The sequence below is a fragment of the Stenotrophomonas sp. YJH_SMC_20 genome, assembly GCF_059367845.1.
Map to the genome: position 1 here is coordinate 69,327 of NZ_JCAFRG010000012.1, position 17,439 is coordinate 86,765.

Sequence of the window (17,439 nt, forward strand, 5' to 3'; positions counted from 1 at the left end):
CGGGCCGGAGCCCGATTGTGGGGCGCTTCGGTGGTCTCCGCAATGCGCCCTGTGCTCCGCACAGGGCGCAGGTGCACCTCAGCCTTCGAAGGCCGGCAGCTTCTGCTTCACCGCCACGTTCTTCAGGGTGACGTACTTGGGCAGTCCATCGGTGCCATACGGCAGCGGGGCTTCGCCCTTGATCAGCGGCGACAGGTAGGCGCGCGCCTTGGCGGTGATGCCGAAGCCGTCGCGGCGGATGAAGCCGGCGGGCATCTTCTTTTCATGGTTGGCGATCTTCGACAGCGGCGCCGCTTCGATCTTCCAGCGGTACGGTGCGTCGCTGCTGCGCACGATCACCGGCATCACGCCGTTCTGGCCCTTCAGCGCCAGCTGCACCGCGGCCTTGCCGACCGCCTGCGCCTGCTCCCAGTCGGTTCTGCTGGCCAGGTGGCGGGCCGAGCGCTGCAGGTAATCGGGCAGGGCCCAATGGACCTTCAGGCCCAGCTGGTCCTTGACCCGCCCGGCCAGGTGCGCGGCCACGCCGCCCAGCTGCGAGTGCCCGAACGAGTCCTTGCCGCCACCGGCATCGGCGACGAAGCGGCCATCGGCGGTGGCGATGCCTTCCGACGCCACCACCACGCAGTAGCCGACGCGCTCGACCACGGCCTTGACCTTGGCCAGGAACGCCGCCTCGTCATAGGCGCGTTCGGGCAGCAGGATGATGTGCGGCGCCTCGTCATCGCCGTTGCCGGCCAAGCCGGCGGCCGCGGCCAGCCAGCCGGCGTGGCGGCCCATGGCCTCGTAGATGAAAACGCGGGTGGAGGTCTCGGCCATCGCCGCCACGTCCAGCGCCGCTTCGCGCACCGAGACGGCGGTGTACTTGGCCGCCGAGCCGAAACCGGGGCAGGTGTCGGTCACTGCCAGGTCGTTGTCGATGGTCTTGGGCACGCCGATGCAGGTCAGGTCGTAGCCGGAGGCCTTGGCCAGCTGCGAAACCTTCAGCGCGGTGTCGGCCGAGTCGTTGCCACCGTTGTAGAGGAACCAGCGCACGTCATGCGCGCGCAGCACCTCCAGCAGCCGGTCGTAGCGGGCGCGGTCGGCGTCCAGCGATTTCAGCTTGACCCGGCACGAGCCGAAGGCGCCGCCCGGGGTATGGGCCAGCGAGCGGATCGCGGCCGCGCTCTCCCTGCTGGTGTCGATCAGCTCTTCGCGCAGGGCACCGAGGATGCCGTTGCGGGCGGCCAGGACCTTGATGCCCTTGGCCCGGGCCTGCTCGATCACCGCCGCCGCCGTGGCGTTGATGACCGCAGTAACACCGCCGGACTGGGCGTAGAGGAGGGTACCGTTGCGCATGCGTCTACCTGCTCGGGGGAAAGGACATTGCAGGGACATTACCCGGATGCGGTAAAGTGGCGCTATTGCGGTGCAGCGATACCGGCCCGTCCGGGACGCGAACCTTCTTTGTTTTCAACACGTTGGAGTCAGGTCAATGCGATTGGTTCTGTTGGGACCGCCCGGTTCGGGCAAGGGGACACAGGCGACGCGCCTGAAGGAAAAGCTGGGGATCGCCCACATTTCGACCGGTGACATGCTGCGCGCGGAAATCGCCGCGGGCACGGAACTGGGCAAGCAGGCCAAGACGGTGATGGATGCCGGCAACCTGGTGTCGGACGACATCCTGCTGGGCATGCTGGAGTCGCGCCTGACCCAGGCTGATGTCGCCAAGGGCTTCATCCTCGATGGCTACCCGCGCAACGTGGCCCAGGCCAATGCGATGGACGGCCTGCTGGCCAAGATCGGCCAGCCGCTGGACGCGGTGGTGCAGCTGGACGTGCCCACCGAACTGCTGGTGGACCGCATCGCCGGCCGCGCCAAGGAGCAGGGCCGCGCCGATGACAACCCGGAAGCGGTGCGCCAGCGCCTGCAGGTCTACAACGAGCAGACCGCCCCGGTGGTGGACTTCTACGCTGGCCGCGGCACCCTGGCCCGGGTTGACGGCGTCGGTGAGCTGGACGAGATCGAAGCCCGCATCCTGGCGGCGATCAACGCCTGACCTGGCGGGGCCGGCGTGCTGCCGGCCGCACGGGCGCAGAAAAAACACAGGCCTGGTCCGTGAGGATCAGGCCTGTGTCGTTTGATAGGCGCCAGCAGAGGGCTTGCTCAGGGCCCCGCAGCATGAGCTCCCTTGGGGATGGCCTCTTGGGGAGTAGGACCGGTTCGGGTACTGCGGCTGGCAGTTCGAATTGTGTCCGGGTTCACAGAACATCGCTATCGGGATTTCCCTGACAGATGATTGGAGTTTCCTCACATCCTGTGTAGGACTTGTCTTACCCAAGAGCGGACATTGGCCCTATACAGCCGTCATCGGTCACAATCCTCGGTCATGAGCAGCGTACATATCCTTGCAATTGCCGGCACCTTCATGGGCGGCGTGGCCGCCCTGGCGCGGGAACTGGGCCATACGGTCAGCGGCAGTGACCAGGCCATCTATCCGCCGATGTCCACCCAGCTCGAGCAGCTGGGTATCACCCTGGACCAGGGCTACCGCGCCGACAGCGTGCCACCGGGCACCGACGAGGTGGTGATCGGTAACGCACTCTCGCGCGGCAATGCCGCCGTTGAGGCCGTGCTCGACGCCGGCCAGCGCTATATCTCCGGTGCGCAGTGGCTGTCCGAGCAGGTGCTGCCGGGCCGCGACACGCTGGCCGTGGCCGGCACCCACGGCAAGACCACCACCACCACCATCCTCACCTGGCTGCTGGAAAGTGCCGGTCGTTGTCCCGGTTTCCTGATCGGCGGCGTGGCCGAGGATTTCGGCGTCTCCGCCCGCCTGGGCCAGGGCCGTGAGTTCGTGGTCGAGGCCGACGAGTACGACACCGCGTTCTTCGACAAGCGCAGCAAGTTCGTGCACTACCGGCCGCTGGTGGCCATCCTCAACAACCTCGAATACGACCACGCCGACATCTTCCCGGACGTGGCCGCGATCCAGCGCCAGTTCCATCACCTGGTGCGCACGGTGCCGGCGCGTGGCCGACTGATCGTCAACGGCGAGGATCAGCATCTGGCCGAAGTGCTGGCGATGGGGTGCTGGACCCCGGTTGAGCGTTTCGGATTCGATCCGTCGCTGGAATGGCATGCCGAGCTGCTGGCTGCCGATGGCAGCGCGTTCCGCGTGCATCACCGCGGGCAGGCACTGGGTGATGTGCAGTGGTCGTTGCTGGGCCGCCACAACGTGCTCAACGGCCTGGCGGCGCTGGCAGCCGCACATGCGGTGGGTGTTGCGCCGGCCGAGGTGATCCCGGCGCTGGCGCGCTTCCGCAGCGTCAAGCGCCGCATGGAAGTGATCGGCAGCCATGAGGGCATCACCGTCTACGACGATTTCGCCCACCACCCGACCGCAATCGCCACCACGCTGGAAGGGCTGCGCGCCAAGGTGGGCGATGCGCGCATCGTGGTCGCGATGGAGCCGCGCAGCAATTCGATGCGGCTGGGCGCACACGCGCAGGCGCTGGCACCCTCGCTGGCGCTGGCCGATGAAGTGGTGTTCCTGCATCGCCCGGAACTGGCCTGGGATGCGGCCGCGGTGATCGCCGCGGTGCGCGGCGAAGCGCACGCGGTGCCCGATACCGACGCGCTGCTGGCGCAGCTGCAGGCCAGCGCGCGCAGCGGCGACCACGTGGTGTTCATGTCCAATGGGGGCTTCGACGGCGCACCGCGCCGCTTCCTTGCCGCGCTGCAGGCCCGATGAGCGTCGACGGTTCACTGCCGCTGTTTCCGCTGCACACCACGCTGGTACCGGGTGCGACGGTGGGCCTGCGCGTGTTCGAACGCCGTTACCTGGACCTGGTCCGCGACAGCGGCCGCAGTGGTGAGGGCTTCGGTGTCTGCCTGATCCTGGATGGCCAGGAAGTGGGAGCCCCGGCAACGCCGGCCGCCTACGGCGTGCAGGTGCGCATCGAAGACTTCGATGTTGGCGCCGACGGCGTGCTGCAGTTGCGCCTGCGCGGCACCCGCCGTTTCCATGTCGAGCGCACGCGCGTGCGTGACAACGGGCTGGTGGTAGCCGACGTGCGCTGGTGCGATGAAGACCCCGACGACGAACTGCGGCCGCAGCATGCGCTGCTGGCCACGGTGCTGGGGCACATCATCGAACAGGCCGGCGAGGCCTATGCACCGGCCAACCCGGCGTTGCTGGACCAGGCCAGCTGGGTCGGCTGGCGGCTGGCCGAGCTGCTGCCGCTGAGCGAGCAGCAGCGGTTGCAGCTGCTGCAGTTGGACGACCCGCACCAGCGTTTGCAGCAGTTGCTGGGCTGGATGCCGTAACAGCCTGCCCCGGGTGGTGTGCGCCCTGGTGCACACGCTGGGGTATGCGGGGAATGCCATCCACGCGTGGCGTGGATCTACTGTAGAGCCGAGCCTATGCTCGGCTTGATGGATCCCGCGAAGGCAGCCGAGCATGGGCTCGGCTCTACAGTGGGTGGCTGCGTGCCGGTGCCGGTCAGGGCGTGGTGGTCTTCAACCGCAGCACCGGCAACCCGGTTTCGCTGTGCACATCCTCGCGCTGCGGCAGGTCCTGCACGGCGTCCTTCACCGCGTTCAATGCCGGGTCGACGCCGCGCAGTGGATGCCACATGCCGATCCATTCGAAATGGCGCTGGTAGCGCAGGGTCTGCGCACTGCCCAGCCACAGTGGCGTATTGCCCGGCTGCAACTGTGCAGGGGCTGGCCACAGGCGCAGTACGTAGCGCTCATCGCGATGTGCACCCTGGCGCACCATCAACAGCGCTTCCACGCGGGTGTCCAGCGTCGCCGGCAGCACCGGCAGGTCATCGGCGCCGGTGTTCTTGTCCAGCATCAGCAGCGCCTGCTGCCAGCCGGCCTGCTCCTGTCGCTTCCAGCCGCGCGCTTCCAGTTGCGCCTGCAGCGGTGCCAACGGACCGGCCACCTGCACGTCCAGCGGCCAGCGCTGGTCGTCGTCGAACTCGTTGCGGCGCGCCGGCAGCGTGGCCCAGTCGTGCTGCCACCAGGCCTGCGTGTCCATTGCCTGCGGGGCCGGCAGGGTCGGCTCGAAGCGTTCCAGCTTCACCGGGATGTTGCGCGGTGCGTACCACATCGCGGCGACGGCGAAGACGCCATAGAACAGCCAGGCCACCGGTTTCACCCAGAACGAGCGGTTGAAGCGGCGGCGGTAGGCGATGCCCAGCACCAGCAGCCAGAACGTGCCGAACAGCATGCCGCCGATCACGTCGCTCAGCCAATGCGCACCCAGGTACAGGCGCGAGAAGCCGATCAGGCTGACCACGATGCCCGACACCAGGTACGGCCAGACGCGGGTGCGGCCGGGCATCTCACGCGCGATCAACACTGCGAAGAAGCCGAAGGTGATGGTGGCCATGGTCACCGACACCGAAGGGAAGCCGAAGCCGCTGCTGGCGTCGACCGGGCGCACCACATCCACGGTGGCACCCAGCAGCATGGTCAGCGCCAGGCCGAAGGCGAGGGCGGCCAGCCAATGTGCGGCCGCCATCCAGCGCCGGCGCCAGATCAGGTAGCCCATCGCTGCAGCGGTGGCCGGCAGTAGTACCTGCCAGGCGCCCAGCGACGCCAGCGCGGCCATCGGGTAATCGGCCAGCGGGTTACGCAGCGCCAGCATGGCCTGGTGCACCAGCAGGTCGATCGCCAGCGGCTCGCCGTGCGCGACCACCACGGTCAACAATGCGAACCAGCCCCAGCCCAGTACCAGCAGCATCAACGCCAGCATCGCCAGCGGCACCGATTCACGGCGCTTGGGATCAAGCACGCCGACGGTATAGCGGCCCAGCGTGGGGTGGCGGTTGGACCAGTCCAGCAGGCGTGCCAACCAGTTGTCCATGCGCGCGGCCGACCAGCGGTAGCCGTACAGCACGATGGCCCAGACCAGGCCGAGGATCACCGCCAGCAGGCCGACCACCACCACCAGCCGACCGGCCACCGCCGCCACCGCGTCATAGGCCTCGCCAAGAATCCAGCCGGGGGCCAGGAACAGGACCGCCCATGAAATGCTGGCGATACCACTGGCCTGTACATAGCGGCTGGCTGGCATCTTCATCATGCCCGCGATGGCGGGCACGAATGGCCGGATCGCGCCGACGTAGCGTGCCACCAGGATGCTCTTGAAGGCATTGCGGCGGAACAGGTTTTCGCCGCGGTCGAGCAGCTGCGGGTAACGGCTGAACGGCCACACGCCGCGCAGGCGGTCGCCCCAGCGGCGGCCGATCCAGTAACTGATGCCATCGCCGGCAAACGCACCCAATGCCGCAGCCGCCACCGCGTACGGCCCGGAGATCTGGCCCAGGCCGATGAACACGCCCACCGCGAACAGCAGTGGCAGCGCCGGCACGATGGCGCCAAGAATGATGACCGCATCGCAGAAGGCGATGAGGAAGATAACGGCGCCCGCCAGCACGGGGTGAGCGGCAATCCACGCGAGCGTGGCGTCGATCCATGAAGAGTCCATTGCCCGATTATAGGGGCGTGAAGGTGACTGGTTCCCAGCCGCTTGGTGACCGTTTGCAACCAGTGCCATCGCCTAGAATGGGCCCATGCCGCATACGCCCGACGCTCAACCGCATGCTTTGAAGGCCGACAGCTTCGGCCGGATCCTCCTTGTGAAAGGGCCCGATGGTCCCTTTGTGCGCCGTGATCTTGGTGCCACGCCGCTGTGGTTGCGGCTGCCTGCATGGTGGCTGGCCCGCCGCGAGGCCCGCGCGCTGCAGCACATTCACGGCATGGCCGATGTGCCGCAGCTGCTGGCCTGGAATGGCCATCACCTGGATCGCAGCTTCATGGCCGGCGACGCCATGTACCAGCGCCCACCGCGCGGCGACCTGGCCTGGTTCCGTTCCGCGCGCCGGCTGCTGCAGCAGCTGCATCGCAACGGCGTGGCCCACAACGATCTGGCCAAGGAGGCCAACTGGCTGGTCACTGAAGATGGACGGCCGGCGCTGATCGACTTCCAGCTGGCGGTGATCGGCAACCCGCGCTCGCGCTGGATGCGGCTGCTGGCGCGCGAGGACCTGCGCCACCTGCTCAAGCACAAGCGCATGTACTGCCGTGAATCGCTTACGCCGGTGGAGAAGCGGTTGCTCAAGCGCACCTCGTGGGTGCGCGAACTGTGGTTTGCTACCGGCAAGCCGGTCTACCGCTTCGTCACCCGCCGCATCCTGCATTGGGAAGACAACGAAGGGCAGGGGCCAAAGCCGTGAGCCGTGTGCAGGTGTTGACCAGCCCGCCGAGTGTGGGCAGCGTCTTGCACCCACAGCTGGCTGGCGCCGACTTCGTGCACGCCTGCCAGGCGACGACCCGTCGCGATGGGCGCTCGGCCCTGCAGGCCTACCGCGACATGGCCGCGACCATTCCCGGCTGGTTCGATGGGCTGATGGCGCTGCGCAACCACGGCATGCGCCTGCTGGGCATGAAGCATCTGGGTTCGTTGCGTGCAGTGCAGGTTGTTGAAGATCCTCAACCCGGCCAGCGGCTCGGCATCTTCACCCTGCAGTCGATGGATGACGATGCCATCGTGCTGGAAGACGACGACCGCCATCTTCGCGTGCAGCTGGCGCTGCAGTGGCAGGGCGACGTGCTGGAAGTGGCGACCGTGGTGCATACGCATAACGCCTTCGGGCGCGCGTACATGCTGCCGGTTGCGCCGGTGCATCGGTTGATCGTGCCGCATCTGCTGAAGAAGCAGGCGCAGGCGTACCGGTAGATCCGCGCCTTGCGTGGATGCGCCGGGCAGAACCGTATTGTAGAGCCGAGCCATGCTCGGCTGCATTCAATGAGCCGAGCAGGGCTCGGCTCTACAGAGGCCGGTGGCCTTACGGCGTTGCCGGCACCACCTGCTGGCCGATGAAGTTGCGCTTGGCGTCGAAGTCGTAGGCGATCTGCAACTGCCCGACATCCGGGCAGGCGTGGCAGTCGCGCAGCGGTGTGCGGTACAGCAGGCGGATGCCACCATTCTCCAACGGCGAGGCGCCGGCCGACTGCGCCGGTGCGAACGGCGTGGCTTGCGGGTTGGCCTTCAGCAGTTCCTGCACAGTGGGGTCGGCACGCAAGGTGTCGTCCAACTGCACGGCATCCACATCGATGCGCTTGCCGCTGGCATCGACCAGGCGGGTACCTTCATTGGTGTTGGCGCGGAACGGATACTCGACCGTGGCAATGCCCAGTCCTTCGTTCTCGTGCCACGCGGTCACATAGGCCAACTCACCGCCGGTGGACAACTGCTCGGCGGCGGTGATGGCCTCGGCACTGGCGCCACCGGCGCGCATCGCGTCGCGAAGGCAATCCCGGGTGGCCGCGTTCTCGCCCTGGCGGCAGGCGTTGAGGTCGCCATCCCAGACCACCGCCTCGCTCCAGCGCATCTTGCCGTCGGCGGCGGCCTTCTCCGCGCTGGGCGTGTCACCGGCGGGTGGCTCCTTGCCGGGTTCCGGCGAACGGCCCTGGCAGGCAGTCAGCAGGGCAAGCCCCAAGGCAGGCAGCAACAGGCGGGAACGGCGCATGGCGTGTACCTCGTGCGTTGTCTGGAGGCCCGAGTATCGTCAAGGGCGGGTGAACTCCGCGTCGGCGCGGCATACTAGCGGCTCATTGCATACGCTGGAGTGCGGAACGTGGGCAGTCTGCAGGGCAAAACGCTTTTCATCACCGGTGCCTCGCGTGGCATCGGCCTGGCCATCGCACTGCGCGCCGCGCGCGACGGGGCCAACGTGGCGATCGCGGCCAAGTCGTCGGTGCCGAATCCGAAGCTGCCGGGCACCATCCACACCGCCGCCGAAGCGGTGACGGCTGCAGGCGGGCAGGGCCTGGCGCTGAAGTGCGACATCCGGGAGGAAGAGCAGGTGCAGGCGGCGGTGGCGGCCACGGTCGACACCTTCGGTGGCATCGACATCCTGATCAACAACGCCAGCGCGATCTGGTTGCGCGGCACGCTGGATACGCCGATGAAGCGTTTCGACCTGATGCAGCAGGTCAATTCGCGCGGCAGCTTCCTGTGCGCGCAGGCCTGCCTGCCGTACCTGCTGCAGGCGCCGAACCCGCACATCCTGACCCTGGCGCCGCCGCCGAGCCTGGAACCGAAGTGGTGGGGCGCGCATACCGGCTACACGCTGGCGAAGATGGGCATGAGCTTCGTCACGCTCGGCCTGGCCGCGGAATTCGGCCCGCAGGGTGTGGCGGTGAACGCGCTGTGGCCGCGCACGGTGATCGCCACCGATGCGATCAACATGATTCCGGGCGTGGATGCGGCTGGCTGCCGCACGCCGCAGATCATGGCCGATGCTGCGCACGCGGTGCTGGTGCGCGAGGCGGCGGGTTTCCACGGCCAGTTCCTGATCGACGATGACGTGCTGGCGCAGGCGGGTATCACCGATCTGTCCGGCTATGCGGTGGATCCATCGCGTCCGTTGTTGCCGGATCTGTTCCTGGAGTGATCGCGCGTCGCCGGCAGAGGCCGAGGGCTGCGACCTTCGGCCTGCTGCGTTAGAATGCGCGGCTGTAATCGTTTTCAACAAGGACGTGAACCCATGTCACGCACTCTTTCCGTCGCGGCGCTGGCCGCTTCGCTGTCGATTGTCCTGGCTGCCTGCGGCAGCAAGGCGCCTGCAACCACTGGCGACGCCGGCCCTTCCAGCACGCCCGACGCCAGCGCGGCGCCGTCCGACGCACAGCAGCAATTGACCGCCAAGCTCAACGCCTACATCGGCTGCTTCAACACGCTTGATTCGAAGACCCACGGCAGCATCGAGTCCTATACGCGCTGGATCAAGGACGTCGAGGCCGGCCCGACCGGGCGCGAGACCCAGGTGTACGGTCCGTTCGAGATCAGCGACTACGACATGAAGCAGTGCGATGGCCCCGTGACCGAGGCGATGGCTGCCAAGCCGGCGCTGGCCGAGCTCGATGCCGCTGCTGGCCATTACCAGCAGGCGCTGAAGGCATTGGTGCCGATCAGCAAGGAGGCGCACGACTACTACGATCGCCAGGACTACGAAGATGACCGGTTCGCCAAGGGCAAGCAGCTGCATGCGCCCTTGATGGCCGCCTTCAAGGAGTTCGTGGCTGCCAGCGCAACGTTCAACGCCGAGCTGGAGCGCCAGAACGACGCCGCCCAGCGCGAGCAGCTCAAGGCGCTGGAACAGGCCGAGGGGCGCACGCGCGAGTACTACCGTCTGGCGATGATGCTGGAAGCCAAGGCCATCATGGATCTGATGAGCGAGGACGATTTCGACCAAGCCAAGGCGCGCGAGCGTCTGGATGCGTTCAACCGCATTTCCGACGAAGCGCATGCGAAGGTGGCTGATCAGGAGCCGGGCAAGCTGGACTGGAACAGCTTCGAGCGTGAGGCCGAGAACTTCCGGCGCGAAGGCAAGGAGCGGCTGAAGCGCGTCAGCGAGAACACGCCCTATACCGATTTCGAACGGCGCATGCTGGATTCGCCCTCGATGGCGCCGAGCGGCTCTGCCAGCAAGCTGATGCAGGAGTACAACTCGCTGGTTTTCCAGAGCAACCGCCAGTAAGCGAGAAGCTCAACGCGTTTTTTTGTCGCGATTGAGCAGGTTGATCGCGACATGACACGCCCCGCAGCCCTGAATGCCAGCACCTTCCCGAGGTGCTGGAGCGCGCGCTCGCGCCATGCAGGACGATGGCTGCAGTTTTCACTGGTGCAAGGAACTGATTTGAACGCATCCACACGCCTGATTCCCGTTCTCCTGCTCGGCGCGCTGGCCGGCTGCAACAGCCCGGCGGGGCTGGCGGTCGCCGACCCCGGGCTGGAGAAGGTGAACGCCTACATCGAGCGCTACAACGGCGTCGAACAGCCCATCCACGAAGGCTTCCAGACTTACACGGGCTGGATGAAGGACCCCAAGGCGGGGCCGACCGGCAAGGAAGCGCAGCCGCGCTCACCGGGCAAGCTGTTGTCGCACCGCGTCGAGTACTGCGGCCAGCCGCTGACCGAGGCGCTGGCAAAGACCCCTGCCACGCCGCTGGATGCACCCGCGCGACAGTACCAGCAGGCATTCCAGGCACTGAACACCCTGATCGAGCGTGCCGATGGGTACTTCACCCGCGAGGACTATCGTCGCGATGGTGGCGATGGGATGCGCAGCCAGCATGCCCCGCTGATGCAGGCCTATGCTGATTTCTTCAAAGCCAGCGAAGCGATGGATGCGGCGCTGGAAAAGAACGAGAACGATCGCCGCGCCGCCCAGCTGAAGCAGATCGAGGAAAGCGAAGGCCGCTCGCTGGCCTATTACCACCTGCGCCTTGTCGGCGATGGCAAGCAGCTGGCGATGGCGTTCCAGAGCGACGCACCGGACGTTGCGGCGTTGCGCGGCCAGCTGGCCGACTATCAGGCGCTGGTGACGGAAATCCAGAACAGTGGTGTCGGCAAGGACGACCCGATGTGGGGCTATGTGCAGCGTTCGGCCGACAAGCTGGTGCGTACCGCTGGTCGCGGTGTCGAGCGTCTGGAGCAGGGCAAGCCGATCACCGCCGATGCGTTGGCCGCCGAGCGCAAGGCGTCGGGCAGCTGGCTCACCACCGATCCTGAAGGGGCACAGTCGACGATCCTGGACGCCTACAACGACCTAGTGACCACCAGCAACCGCATGCGCTGAGGGCGATCCACACAGGGCGTGGACCCGTCCACGGCGGCACCGGGCCATGCCCGGCGCGCACCCTGCGGGGTTGGCAGTGCCGGCCGCTGGCCGGCATGTGCCTCAATGGCTGAATGCGTCCGGCAGTTCACCGCCGCACTTGCGGCAGTGCCGCGCATCCGGTTCATGCCCCTCCAGCCCGCAATGCGGGCAGCCGCGGGCATCACGGCGCGCGGCCAGTTCGGCCTCGCGCATGGTGCTGGCCAGTTCGGCGGTGTAGATGCCGGTGGGCACGGCGATGATGCTGTAGCCGATCAGGATCAGCACCGAGGTGACGAAGCGGCCGAGCACGGTCTGCGGCACGATGTCACCGAAGCCGACCGTGGCCATGGTCACCACCGCCCAGTACATGCTGGCCGGGATGTTGGTGAAGCCGTGTTCGGGGCCCTCGATCACGTACATCAGCGCACCGGCGATGATGGTGATGGTGATCACCGTGAACAGGAACACCAGCACCTTGCGCCGGCTGCGCCACAGTGACGTCATCAGGACGCCGCTTTCCTCGATGTAGCGGGTCAGCTTGAGGATGCGGAACACCCGCAGGATGCGCAGCGCGCGCACCACCAGCAGGCTCTGCGCACCCGGGATGAACATCGACAGGTAGGCGGGCAGGATCGACAGCAGGTCGATGATGCCCCAGATGCTCACCGCGTAACGCAGCGGGCGCCTGACAACCGCCAGGCGCAGCAGGTACTCGGCGGTGAAGATGATCGTGAAGCCCCATTCCAGGATGTACAGGCCGGTGGACCATTCGGCATGCAGGTGCTGCACGCTGTCGATCATCACCACCAGGATGCTGGCGACGATCGCCACCACCAGGATCAGGTCGAAATTGCGCGAAGGGCGGGTGTCATGGCGGTAGATGATGTCGAACCACCGACGGCGCCAGCCGGTCTCGGTGGCGGGGTTGAGCTGGGGGGCGGAAAACGGTCGCATGGGCGCATTGTGCCGCAGGGGTTCCGGCGCGAGAATGGGCGTTCCTGAACCCTGCCGACTGCCATGACCGCCGCGACCGATCCGCTGATTTCCCTTTCACACTACTACCTGCCGGTCTACAAGCCCCGCCAGGTGGTACTGGAGCGCGGCCAGGGCGCCCGCGTGTGGGACAGCCAGGGCCGTGAGTTCATCGATCTGGCCGCCGGCATCGCCGTGTGTGGCCTCGGCCACAACGATCCGGACCTGGTGGCCGCGCTGGTCGAGCAGGCCGGCAAGCTCTGGCACACCAGCAACGTGTTCTACAGCGCGCCGCCGCTGCACCTGGCCGAGGAGCTGGTCAAGGCCAGCCGCTTCGCCGAGCGCGTGTTCCTGTGCAATTCCGGCGCCGAAGCCAACGAAGTGGCGATCAAGATGGTCCGCAAGTGGGCCTCCAGCCAGGGGCGCCCGGCCGACAAGCGGGTGATCATCACCTTCCGCGGCAGCTTCCACGGTCGCACCCTTGGCGCGGTGACCGCTACTGCCCAGCCGAAGTACCAGGAAGGCTACGAGCCGCTGCCCGGTGGCTTCCGCTACATCGATTTCAACGATGAGGTGCAGCTGGAAACCGCGATGGCCGCCGGTGACGTGGCGGCGGTGATGCTGGAGCCGATCCAGGGCGAGGGCGGTGTGATGCCGGCCAAGTCCGGCTTCCTCAAGCGCGTGCGCGAACTGTGCGACCAGCACAACGCATTGCTGGTGCTGGACGAGATCCAGGCCGGCATGGGCCGCACCGGCACGCTGTTCGCGCACTGGCAGGACGAGGTGGTGCCGGACATGGTCACCCTGGCCAAGGCACTCGGTGGCGGCTTCCCGATCGGTGCGATGCTGGCCGGCCCGAAGGTGGCCGAAACCATGCAGTTCGGTGCGCACGGCACCACCTTCGGTGGCAACCCTCTGGCCGCTGCGGTCGCACGCGTTGCGCTGCGCAAGCTGGCCTCGGCGGAGATCGCCGCCAATGTCAGCCGCCAGTCGAAGGCGCTGCGCGATGGCTTTGCGCGCATCAACGAAGAATTCGGCGTGTTCAGCGACGTGCGTGGCCGCGGCCTGATGCTGGGCGCGGTGCTGGGCAAGGACTTCGCCGGCCAGGCCGGGGCGATCCTCGACCATGCCGCCGAGCAGGGCCTGCTGACCCTGCAGGCCGGCCCGGACGTGCTGCGCTTCGTGCCGTCGTTGAACATCACCGACGAAGAAGTGGCCGAAGGCCTGAAGCGCCTGCGCGCGGCGATTGCTGCGTTCATTGCCGCGCGCTGAGGCCGGCAGTAATAGCTGTAGAGCCGAGCCCATGCTCGGCTGCTGTTCCTGCGATGAGCCGAGCATGGGCTAGGCTCATCAGTGGTTCACGCAATCCGATAGCGCTTCAACACCTTGCCCAATCCCCGGCCATCGCGCACGGTTTCCGCGTGCAGGCCGGCAGCGCGCGCGCCACGCACATTGGCGAACAGGTCATCGACGAACAGCGCGCGCGAAGGCGCCACGCCCAGCGCTTCCAGCGTGCGCAGAAACACCGCCGGCGCAGGTTTGCGCAGGCCGAACTCCGCACTGCAGAACACGCGGCCCTGCAGCGCAGGGAACAGTTCCGGTAGCAGGGTGGGCAATGCCTGCTGCATCAGTGCGCCGTTGTTGGTCAGCACCGCGATTGGCAGTTGCAGGGCCTGCAATCGTTGCAACACGGCCGCCTGAGGATGGCTGGCGGCCCGTCGCGCCGCGGTCCATGCAGCCACATCGACAGTCGTGCCCAGAAGCTCTCCCAGCTGCGCCAGATAGGCCGGGCCATCAAGCGTGCCATTGTCATGCGCTGCTTCCAGTCCGCTGTCATACAGCGCGGCCTGTACGGCGTGCGTCGGAACATCCAGCGCCTGCGCCAGATACAGCACGCGCTGCGCGCGCTGGTACTGCACCAGCACGCCATCCACATCCAGCAGCAACAGGTCGATCCGCATCGGCCGAGCATGCCATTGCGATGAGTGCGCGGGAAACCCTGGAGCTGCCATGCGACAGACGGTCGCAGCCGGGCGGGCATAGGCCTGCCTAGAATGGCGCTCGAATCCGCAGGAGATGCAACGATGAAGGCTTGGGTGGTGGCAGTGGGACTGGGCGCGCTGATGCTGGCGCCGTCGGCGATGGCGCGGGTGTGTGCGGTGAGCATCGACAGCACCGACCAGATGAGCTTCAGCAGCCGCGAGATCAAGGTCGCCGCCGACTGCACCGCCGTAGACCTGACCCTGCGCCACACCGGCAAGCTGGCCGCTACCGCGATGGGCCACAACTGGGTGCTGACCCGCACTGCCGATTACCAGCCGGTGGCGATGGCGGGCATGCGCATGACGCTGGCCGACAGCTACCTGCCGAAGGCCGACAAGCGCGTGCTGGCGCACACCAAGGTGATTGGCGGTGGTGAGACCACGCGTGTGCGTTTCTCTACCCAGGGCCTGCAGAAGGGCGGTGACTACACCTTCTTCTGCTCGTTCCCCGGCCACTTCGCGATGATGAAGGGCAAATTCGTCTTCGGTTGAAAAAAAGGGGACGGAGGGGATTAAGTCGTTTGTGCACAAACGACTTAATCCCCTCCGTCCCCTTTTTGCGATCAGCCCTTGGCGGCCTTGAACGCCACGCGTGCTGCGGCCAGCGTCGCCTCGATCACGGCATCGTCGTGGGCGCTGGACAGGAAGCCGGCCTCGTACGCCGACGGGGCCAGGAACACGCCCTGCTCCAGCATCGCGTGGAAGAAGCGGTTGAACGCCGGGATGTCACAGGCGGTGGCCTGCGCATAGGTCTCCACCTTCTCGCTGGTGAAGAACAGCCCGAACATCGCACCCACGCAGGTGGTGGTCACGGCCACACCGGCGTCGGCGGCGGCCGCTTCCAGACCCGCACACAGGCGTGCGGTGCGCTCGGCCAGGTCGGCGTGGAAACCCGGCTGCTGGATCAGCTCCAGCATCGCCAGGCCAGCGGCCATTGCCACCGGATTGCCGCTCAGCGTACCGGCCTGGTAGATCGGGCCGGCCGGGGCGATCTGCTGCATCAGCTCGCGACGACCGCCGTAGGCGCCCACCGGCATGCCGCCGCCGATGATCTTGCCGAAGGTGGTCAGGTCCGGGGTGATGCCGTAGTGCGCCTGCGCACCGCCGAGGGCGACGCGGAAGCCCGTCATCACTTCGTCGAAGATCAGCAGCGCGCCATGCTTCGTGCACAGCGCACGCAGGTGTTGCAGGTAGCCCTCGCGCGGCGGGATGCAGTTGGCGTTGCCGACCACCGGTTCGATGATCAGGCCGGCGATGTCGCCACCCTGCTGTTCGAACAGGGCGGTGGCCGCTTCGAAGTCGTTGTAGGGCAAGGTCAGGGTCAGTTCGCTCAGCCCGGCTGGGACGCCCGGCGAGGTCGGCATGCCCAAGGTCAGCATGCCGCTGCCGGCCTTGACCAGGAACGAGTCGCCGTGGCCGTGGTAGCAGCCTTCGAACTTGACGATGCGGTTGCGGCCGGTGGCGCCACGCGCCAGGCGGATCGCCGACAGCGTGGCCTCGGTGCCGGAGTTGACCATGCGCACCATCTCGCACGATGGCACCAGGCGGGTGATGGTTTCGGCCATGGTCACTTCGGCCGCGCACGGCGCACCGAAGGACAGGCCGTTGTCGATCGCCTTCTTCACCGCCTGGCGCACGGCCGGGTGGTTGTGGCCGACGATCATCGGGCCCCAGGAACCGACGTAGTCGATGTAGCGGTTGCCGTCGACGTCGTACAGGTAGGCGCCATCGGCGCGTTCGACGAAGAACGGCTCGCCGCCGACCGACTTGAACGCGCGCACCGGCGAATTGACGCCGCCCGGCAGCAGCTGCTGGGCGCGGGAGAACAGGGCGTGGGACTGGTCGTGGTTCATGGGGCTTTCCTGGGCGTTACGCGAACTGGGCGAGGAAGGCGCGCTGGGTCGCGACCGGGTCCTGCGCGGCGTAAATGCCGCTGACCACGGCCACCAGGTCGGCGCCGGCGTCGATGATGGGACCGACATTGTCCGGCGTCAGCCCGCCGATCGCCACCCGTGGCACGCCCAGTGCGGCGCTCTGCCGCAGCAGGTCGGTATCCGCGCGGCTGGTGGTGACCTTGGTAGTGGTAGGGAAGAACGCGCCGAAGGCCACGTAGCTGGCACCGGCGGCCACGGCCTTCTCGGCATTGGCCAGCTGGTCGTAGCAGGAAGCGCCGATGATGGCCTCGGCGCCGAGCAGCGCACGCGCGCTTGGGATGTCACCGTCGGTGCCGCCCAGGTGCACGCCAGCCGCGCCCACCGCCTTCGCCAGCGCCGGGTCGTCGTTGATGATCAGCGGTACGCCGTAGTGTGCGCACAGCGCCTGCAGGGCGGTGGCCTGTTCCTGCCGCAGCGCGTCGTTGGCGGTCTTGTTGCGGTACTGCAGCCAGGTGGCGCCAGCGGCCAGCAGCGGCGCGGTACGGGCCAGCAGGCGCGCGGTATCGGGCTCGTCCGGGGTGATCAGGTAGACGCCGCGGGGCGCCGGGGAAGCAGAAGTCATCGATGGCTACCGGTGAGTGGACCGCGATGGGACAATGGCGGCCCGTGAATCCAGCCCTGATTATCCGATGAGCGATGCCACCCCCACCACCTTGCGCACCTGGATGTGCGTGGTCTGCGGCTTCCTGTACAGCGAAGCGGAAGGCTTGCCGGAGGAGGGCATCGCGCCGGGGACGCGCTGGGAGGACATCCCCGAGACCTGGACCTGCCCCGATTGCGGGGTGGCCAAGGCCGATTTCGAGATGGTCGAAGTCGATTGACCGGTAGGGCCTG

At 67.2% G+C, this 17,439-nt stretch carries 18 protein-coding genes; 11 read left to right on the plus strand and 7 right to left on the minus strand.

All coding sequences use genetic code 11. The annotated features are described in order from the left end of the window. Nucleotides 1-78: 78 nt before the first annotated feature. Entirely contained in the window at nucleotides 79-1,335 is a 1,257-nt protein-coding gene (locus AC5P6A_RS18010; RefSeq protein ID WP_180877789.1) for a 6-phosphofructokinase, read from the minus strand. Nucleotides 1,336-1,471: 136 nt separating this feature from the next. On the opposite strand from AC5P6A_RS18010, the gene AC5P6A_RS18015 reads away from it, so the two are divergent. From AC5P6A_RS18015 to AC5P6A_RS18025, 3 genes are all read left to right on the plus strand, one after another. Continuing rightward, a complete protein-coding gene (locus tag AC5P6A_RS18015) occupies nucleotides 1,472-2,035 on the plus strand; it encodes an adenylate kinase (RefSeq protein ID WP_019662016.1) in 564 nt (187 codons plus the stop codon). 330 nt (nucleotides 2,036-2,365) lie between these two features. Then, nucleotides 2,366-3,730, plus strand: a complete 1,365-nt coding sequence (gene mpl / locus AC5P6A_RS18020) for a UDP-N-acetylmuramate:L-alanyl-gamma-D-glutamyl-meso-diaminopimelate ligase (protein WP_329842931.1) — start codon at nucleotides 2,366-2,368, stop codon at nucleotides 3,728-3,730. Then, nucleotides 3,727-4,305 carry an LON peptidase substrate-binding domain-containing protein gene (locus tag AC5P6A_RS18025; RefSeq protein WP_019662014.1) on the plus strand — a complete coding sequence of 193 codons (579 nt, stop codon included), beginning with the start codon at nucleotides 3,727-3,729 and terminating at the stop codon, nucleotides 4,303-4,305. The genes mpl and AC5P6A_RS18025 overlap by 4 nt, the downstream gene beginning before the upstream one ends. Before the next feature lie 175 nt (nucleotides 4,306-4,480). Here the strand turns inward: AC5P6A_RS18025 and AC5P6A_RS18030 are convergent, their stop codons facing one another. After that, a complete protein-coding gene (locus AC5P6A_RS18030; RefSeq protein WP_111098765.1) occupies nucleotides 4,481-6,478 on the minus strand; it encodes a bifunctional DedA family/phosphatase PAP2 family protein in 1,998 nt (665 codons plus the stop codon). An 85-nt stretch (nucleotides 6,479-6,563) separates the two neighbouring features. Here AC5P6A_RS18030 and AC5P6A_RS18035 point away from each other — a divergent pair, with 85 nt between their 5' ends. Next, the gene (locus AC5P6A_RS18035; RefSeq protein ID WP_019662012.1) at nucleotides 6,564-7,226 is read left to right on the plus strand and encodes a serine/threonine-protein kinase; all 663 of its coding nucleotides are present in this window, start codon (nucleotides 6,564-6,566) and stop codon (nucleotides 7,224-7,226) included. Next, a complete protein-coding gene (locus AC5P6A_RS18040) occupies nucleotides 7,223-7,729 on the plus strand; it encodes a DUF2867 domain-containing protein (RefSeq protein WP_171952680.1) in 507 nt (168 codons plus the stop codon). Before AC5P6A_RS18035 ends, AC5P6A_RS18040 begins: the two co-directional genes overlap by 4 nt. Before the next feature lie 109 nt (nucleotides 7,730-7,838). Here AC5P6A_RS18040 and AC5P6A_RS18045 read toward each other — a convergent pair whose 3' ends face one another. Beyond that, nucleotides 7,839-8,522, minus strand: coding sequence for a hypothetical protein (locus AC5P6A_RS18045; RefSeq protein WP_021203633.1), 684 nt, complete (start codon nucleotides 8,520-8,522; stop codon nucleotides 7,839-7,841). A gap of 108 nt (nucleotides 8,523-8,630) precedes the next feature. Here AC5P6A_RS18045 and AC5P6A_RS18050 point away from each other — a divergent pair, with 108 nt between their 5' ends. From AC5P6A_RS18050 to AC5P6A_RS18060, 3 genes are all read left to right on the plus strand, one after another. Further along, nucleotides 8,631-9,449 (plus strand): SDR family oxidoreductase, encoded by an 819-nt coding sequence (locus tag AC5P6A_RS18050; protein ID WP_164144698.1) that lies wholly within the window; start codon nucleotides 8,631-8,633, stop codon nucleotides 9,447-9,449. Nucleotides 9,450-9,542: 93 nt separating this feature from the next. Beyond that, nucleotides 9,543-10,535: a YiiG family protein gene (locus AC5P6A_RS18055; protein WP_019338775.1), complete on the plus strand. Its 993-nt coding sequence runs from the start codon at nucleotides 9,543-9,545 to the stop codon at nucleotides 10,533-10,535. A 159-nt stretch (nucleotides 10,536-10,694) separates the two neighbouring features. Beyond that, nucleotides 10,695-11,636: a YiiG family protein gene (locus tag AC5P6A_RS18060; protein ID WP_346715183.1), complete on the plus strand. Its 942-nt coding sequence runs from the start codon at nucleotides 10,695-10,697 to the stop codon at nucleotides 11,634-11,636. A 102-nt stretch (nucleotides 11,637-11,738) separates the two neighbouring features. Here the strand turns inward: AC5P6A_RS18060 and AC5P6A_RS18065 are convergent, their stop codons facing one another. Next, the gene (locus AC5P6A_RS18065) at nucleotides 11,739-12,611 is read right to left on the minus strand and encodes an ion transporter (protein WP_021203637.1); all 873 of its coding nucleotides are present in this window, start codon (nucleotides 12,609-12,611) and stop codon (nucleotides 11,739-11,741) included. Between the two features lie 63 nt (nucleotides 12,612-12,674). On the opposite strand from AC5P6A_RS18065, the gene AC5P6A_RS18070 reads away from it, so the two are divergent. Next, on the plus strand, nucleotides 12,675-13,901 hold the full coding sequence (locus AC5P6A_RS18070) for an acetylornithine transaminase (protein ID WP_134731315.1): 1,227 nt from the start codon (nucleotides 12,675-12,677) through the stop codon (nucleotides 13,899-13,901). A gap of 86 nt (nucleotides 13,902-13,987) precedes the next feature. Here the strand turns inward: AC5P6A_RS18070 and AC5P6A_RS18075 are convergent, their stop codons facing one another. Further along, nucleotides 13,988-14,590, minus strand: coding sequence for an HAD-IA family hydrolase (locus AC5P6A_RS18075; protein WP_019662005.1), 603 nt, complete (start codon nucleotides 14,588-14,590; stop codon nucleotides 13,988-13,990). A gap of 123 nt (nucleotides 14,591-14,713) precedes the next feature. On the opposite strand from AC5P6A_RS18075, the gene azu reads away from it, so the two are divergent. Next, the gene (gene azu, locus AC5P6A_RS18080) at nucleotides 14,714-15,163 is read left to right on the plus strand and encodes an azurin (protein WP_021203640.1); all 450 of its coding nucleotides are present in this window, start codon (nucleotides 14,714-14,716) and stop codon (nucleotides 15,161-15,163) included. A 71-nt stretch (nucleotides 15,164-15,234) separates the two neighbouring features. Here azu and hemL read toward each other — a convergent pair whose 3' ends face one another. Both hemL and thiE read right to left on the minus strand, forming a co-directional pair. Then, the gene (gene hemL / locus AC5P6A_RS18085) at nucleotides 15,235-16,524 is read right to left on the minus strand and encodes a glutamate-1-semialdehyde 2,1-aminomutase (RefSeq protein ID WP_329842934.1); all 1,290 of its coding nucleotides are present in this window, start codon (nucleotides 16,522-16,524) and stop codon (nucleotides 15,235-15,237) included. Between the two features lie 16 nt (nucleotides 16,525-16,540). Further along, entirely contained in the window at nucleotides 16,541-17,167 is a 627-nt protein-coding gene (thiE, locus tag AC5P6A_RS18090; RefSeq protein WP_019662002.1) for a thiamine phosphate synthase, read from the minus strand. Between the two features lie 34 nt (nucleotides 17,168-17,201). On the opposite strand from thiE, the gene AC5P6A_RS18095 reads away from it, so the two are divergent. Beyond that, a complete protein-coding gene (locus tag AC5P6A_RS18095; RefSeq protein ID WP_329842936.1) occupies nucleotides 17,202-17,426 on the plus strand; it encodes a rubredoxin in 225 nt (74 codons plus the stop codon). Nucleotides 17,427-17,439: the final 13 nt, after the last annotated feature.

What these genes read in the sequence shown, in the direction of transcription:
- AC5P6A_RS18010 (WP_180877789.1), bottom strand. Translation starts at nt 1,335, where the DNA reads ATGCGCAACGGTACCCTCCTCTACGCCCAGTCCGGCGGTGTTACTGCG.
- AC5P6A_RS18015 (WP_019662016.1), top strand. Translation starts at nt 1,472, where the DNA reads ATGCGATTGGTTCTGTTGGGACCGCCCGGTTCGGGCAAGGGGACACAG.
- mpl (WP_329842931.1), top strand. Translation starts at nt 2,366, where the DNA reads ATGAGCAGCGTACATATCCTTGCAATTGCCGGCACCTTCATGGGCGGC.
- AC5P6A_RS18025 (WP_019662014.1), top strand. Translation starts at nt 3,727, where the DNA reads ATGAGCGTCGACGGTTCACTGCCGCTGTTTCCGCTGCACACCACGCTG.
- AC5P6A_RS18030 (WP_111098765.1), bottom strand. Translation starts at nt 6,478, where the DNA reads ATGGACTCTTCATGGATCGACGCCACGCTCGCGTGGATTGCCGCTCAC.
- AC5P6A_RS18035 (WP_019662012.1), top strand. Translation starts at nt 6,564, where the DNA reads ATGCCGCATACGCCCGACGCTCAACCGCATGCTTTGAAGGCCGACAGC.
- AC5P6A_RS18045 (WP_021203633.1), bottom strand. Translation starts at nt 8,522, where the DNA reads ATGCGCCGTTCCCGCCTGTTGCTGCCTGCCTTGGGGCTTGCCCTGCTG.
- AC5P6A_RS18055 (WP_019338775.1), top strand. Translation starts at nt 9,543, where the DNA reads ATGTCACGCACTCTTTCCGTCGCGGCGCTGGCCGCTTCGCTGTCGATT.
- AC5P6A_RS18065 (WP_021203637.1), bottom strand. Translation starts at nt 12,611, where the DNA reads ATGCGACCGTTTTCCGCCCCCCAGCTCAACCCCGCCACCGAGACCGGC.
- AC5P6A_RS18070 (WP_134731315.1), top strand. Translation starts at nt 12,675, where the DNA reads ATGACCGCCGCGACCGATCCGCTGATTTCCCTTTCACACTACTACCTG.
- AC5P6A_RS18075 (WP_019662005.1), bottom strand. Translation starts at nt 14,590, where the DNA reads ATGCGGATCGACCTGTTGCTGCTGGATGTGGATGGCGTGCTGGTGCAG.
- azu (WP_021203640.1), top strand. Translation starts at nt 14,714, where the DNA reads ATGAAGGCTTGGGTGGTGGCAGTGGGACTGGGCGCGCTGATGCTGGCG.
- hemL (WP_329842934.1), bottom strand. Translation starts at nt 16,524, where the DNA reads ATGAACCACGACCAGTCCCACGCCCTGTTCTCCCGCGCCCAGCAGCTG.
- thiE (WP_019662002.1), bottom strand. Translation starts at nt 17,167, where the DNA reads ATGACTTCTGCTTCCCCGGCGCCCCGCGGCGTCTACCTGATCACCCCG.
- AC5P6A_RS18095 (WP_329842936.1), top strand. Translation starts at nt 17,202, where the DNA reads ATGGCGGCCCGTGAATCCAGCCCTGATTATCCGATGAGCGATGCCACC.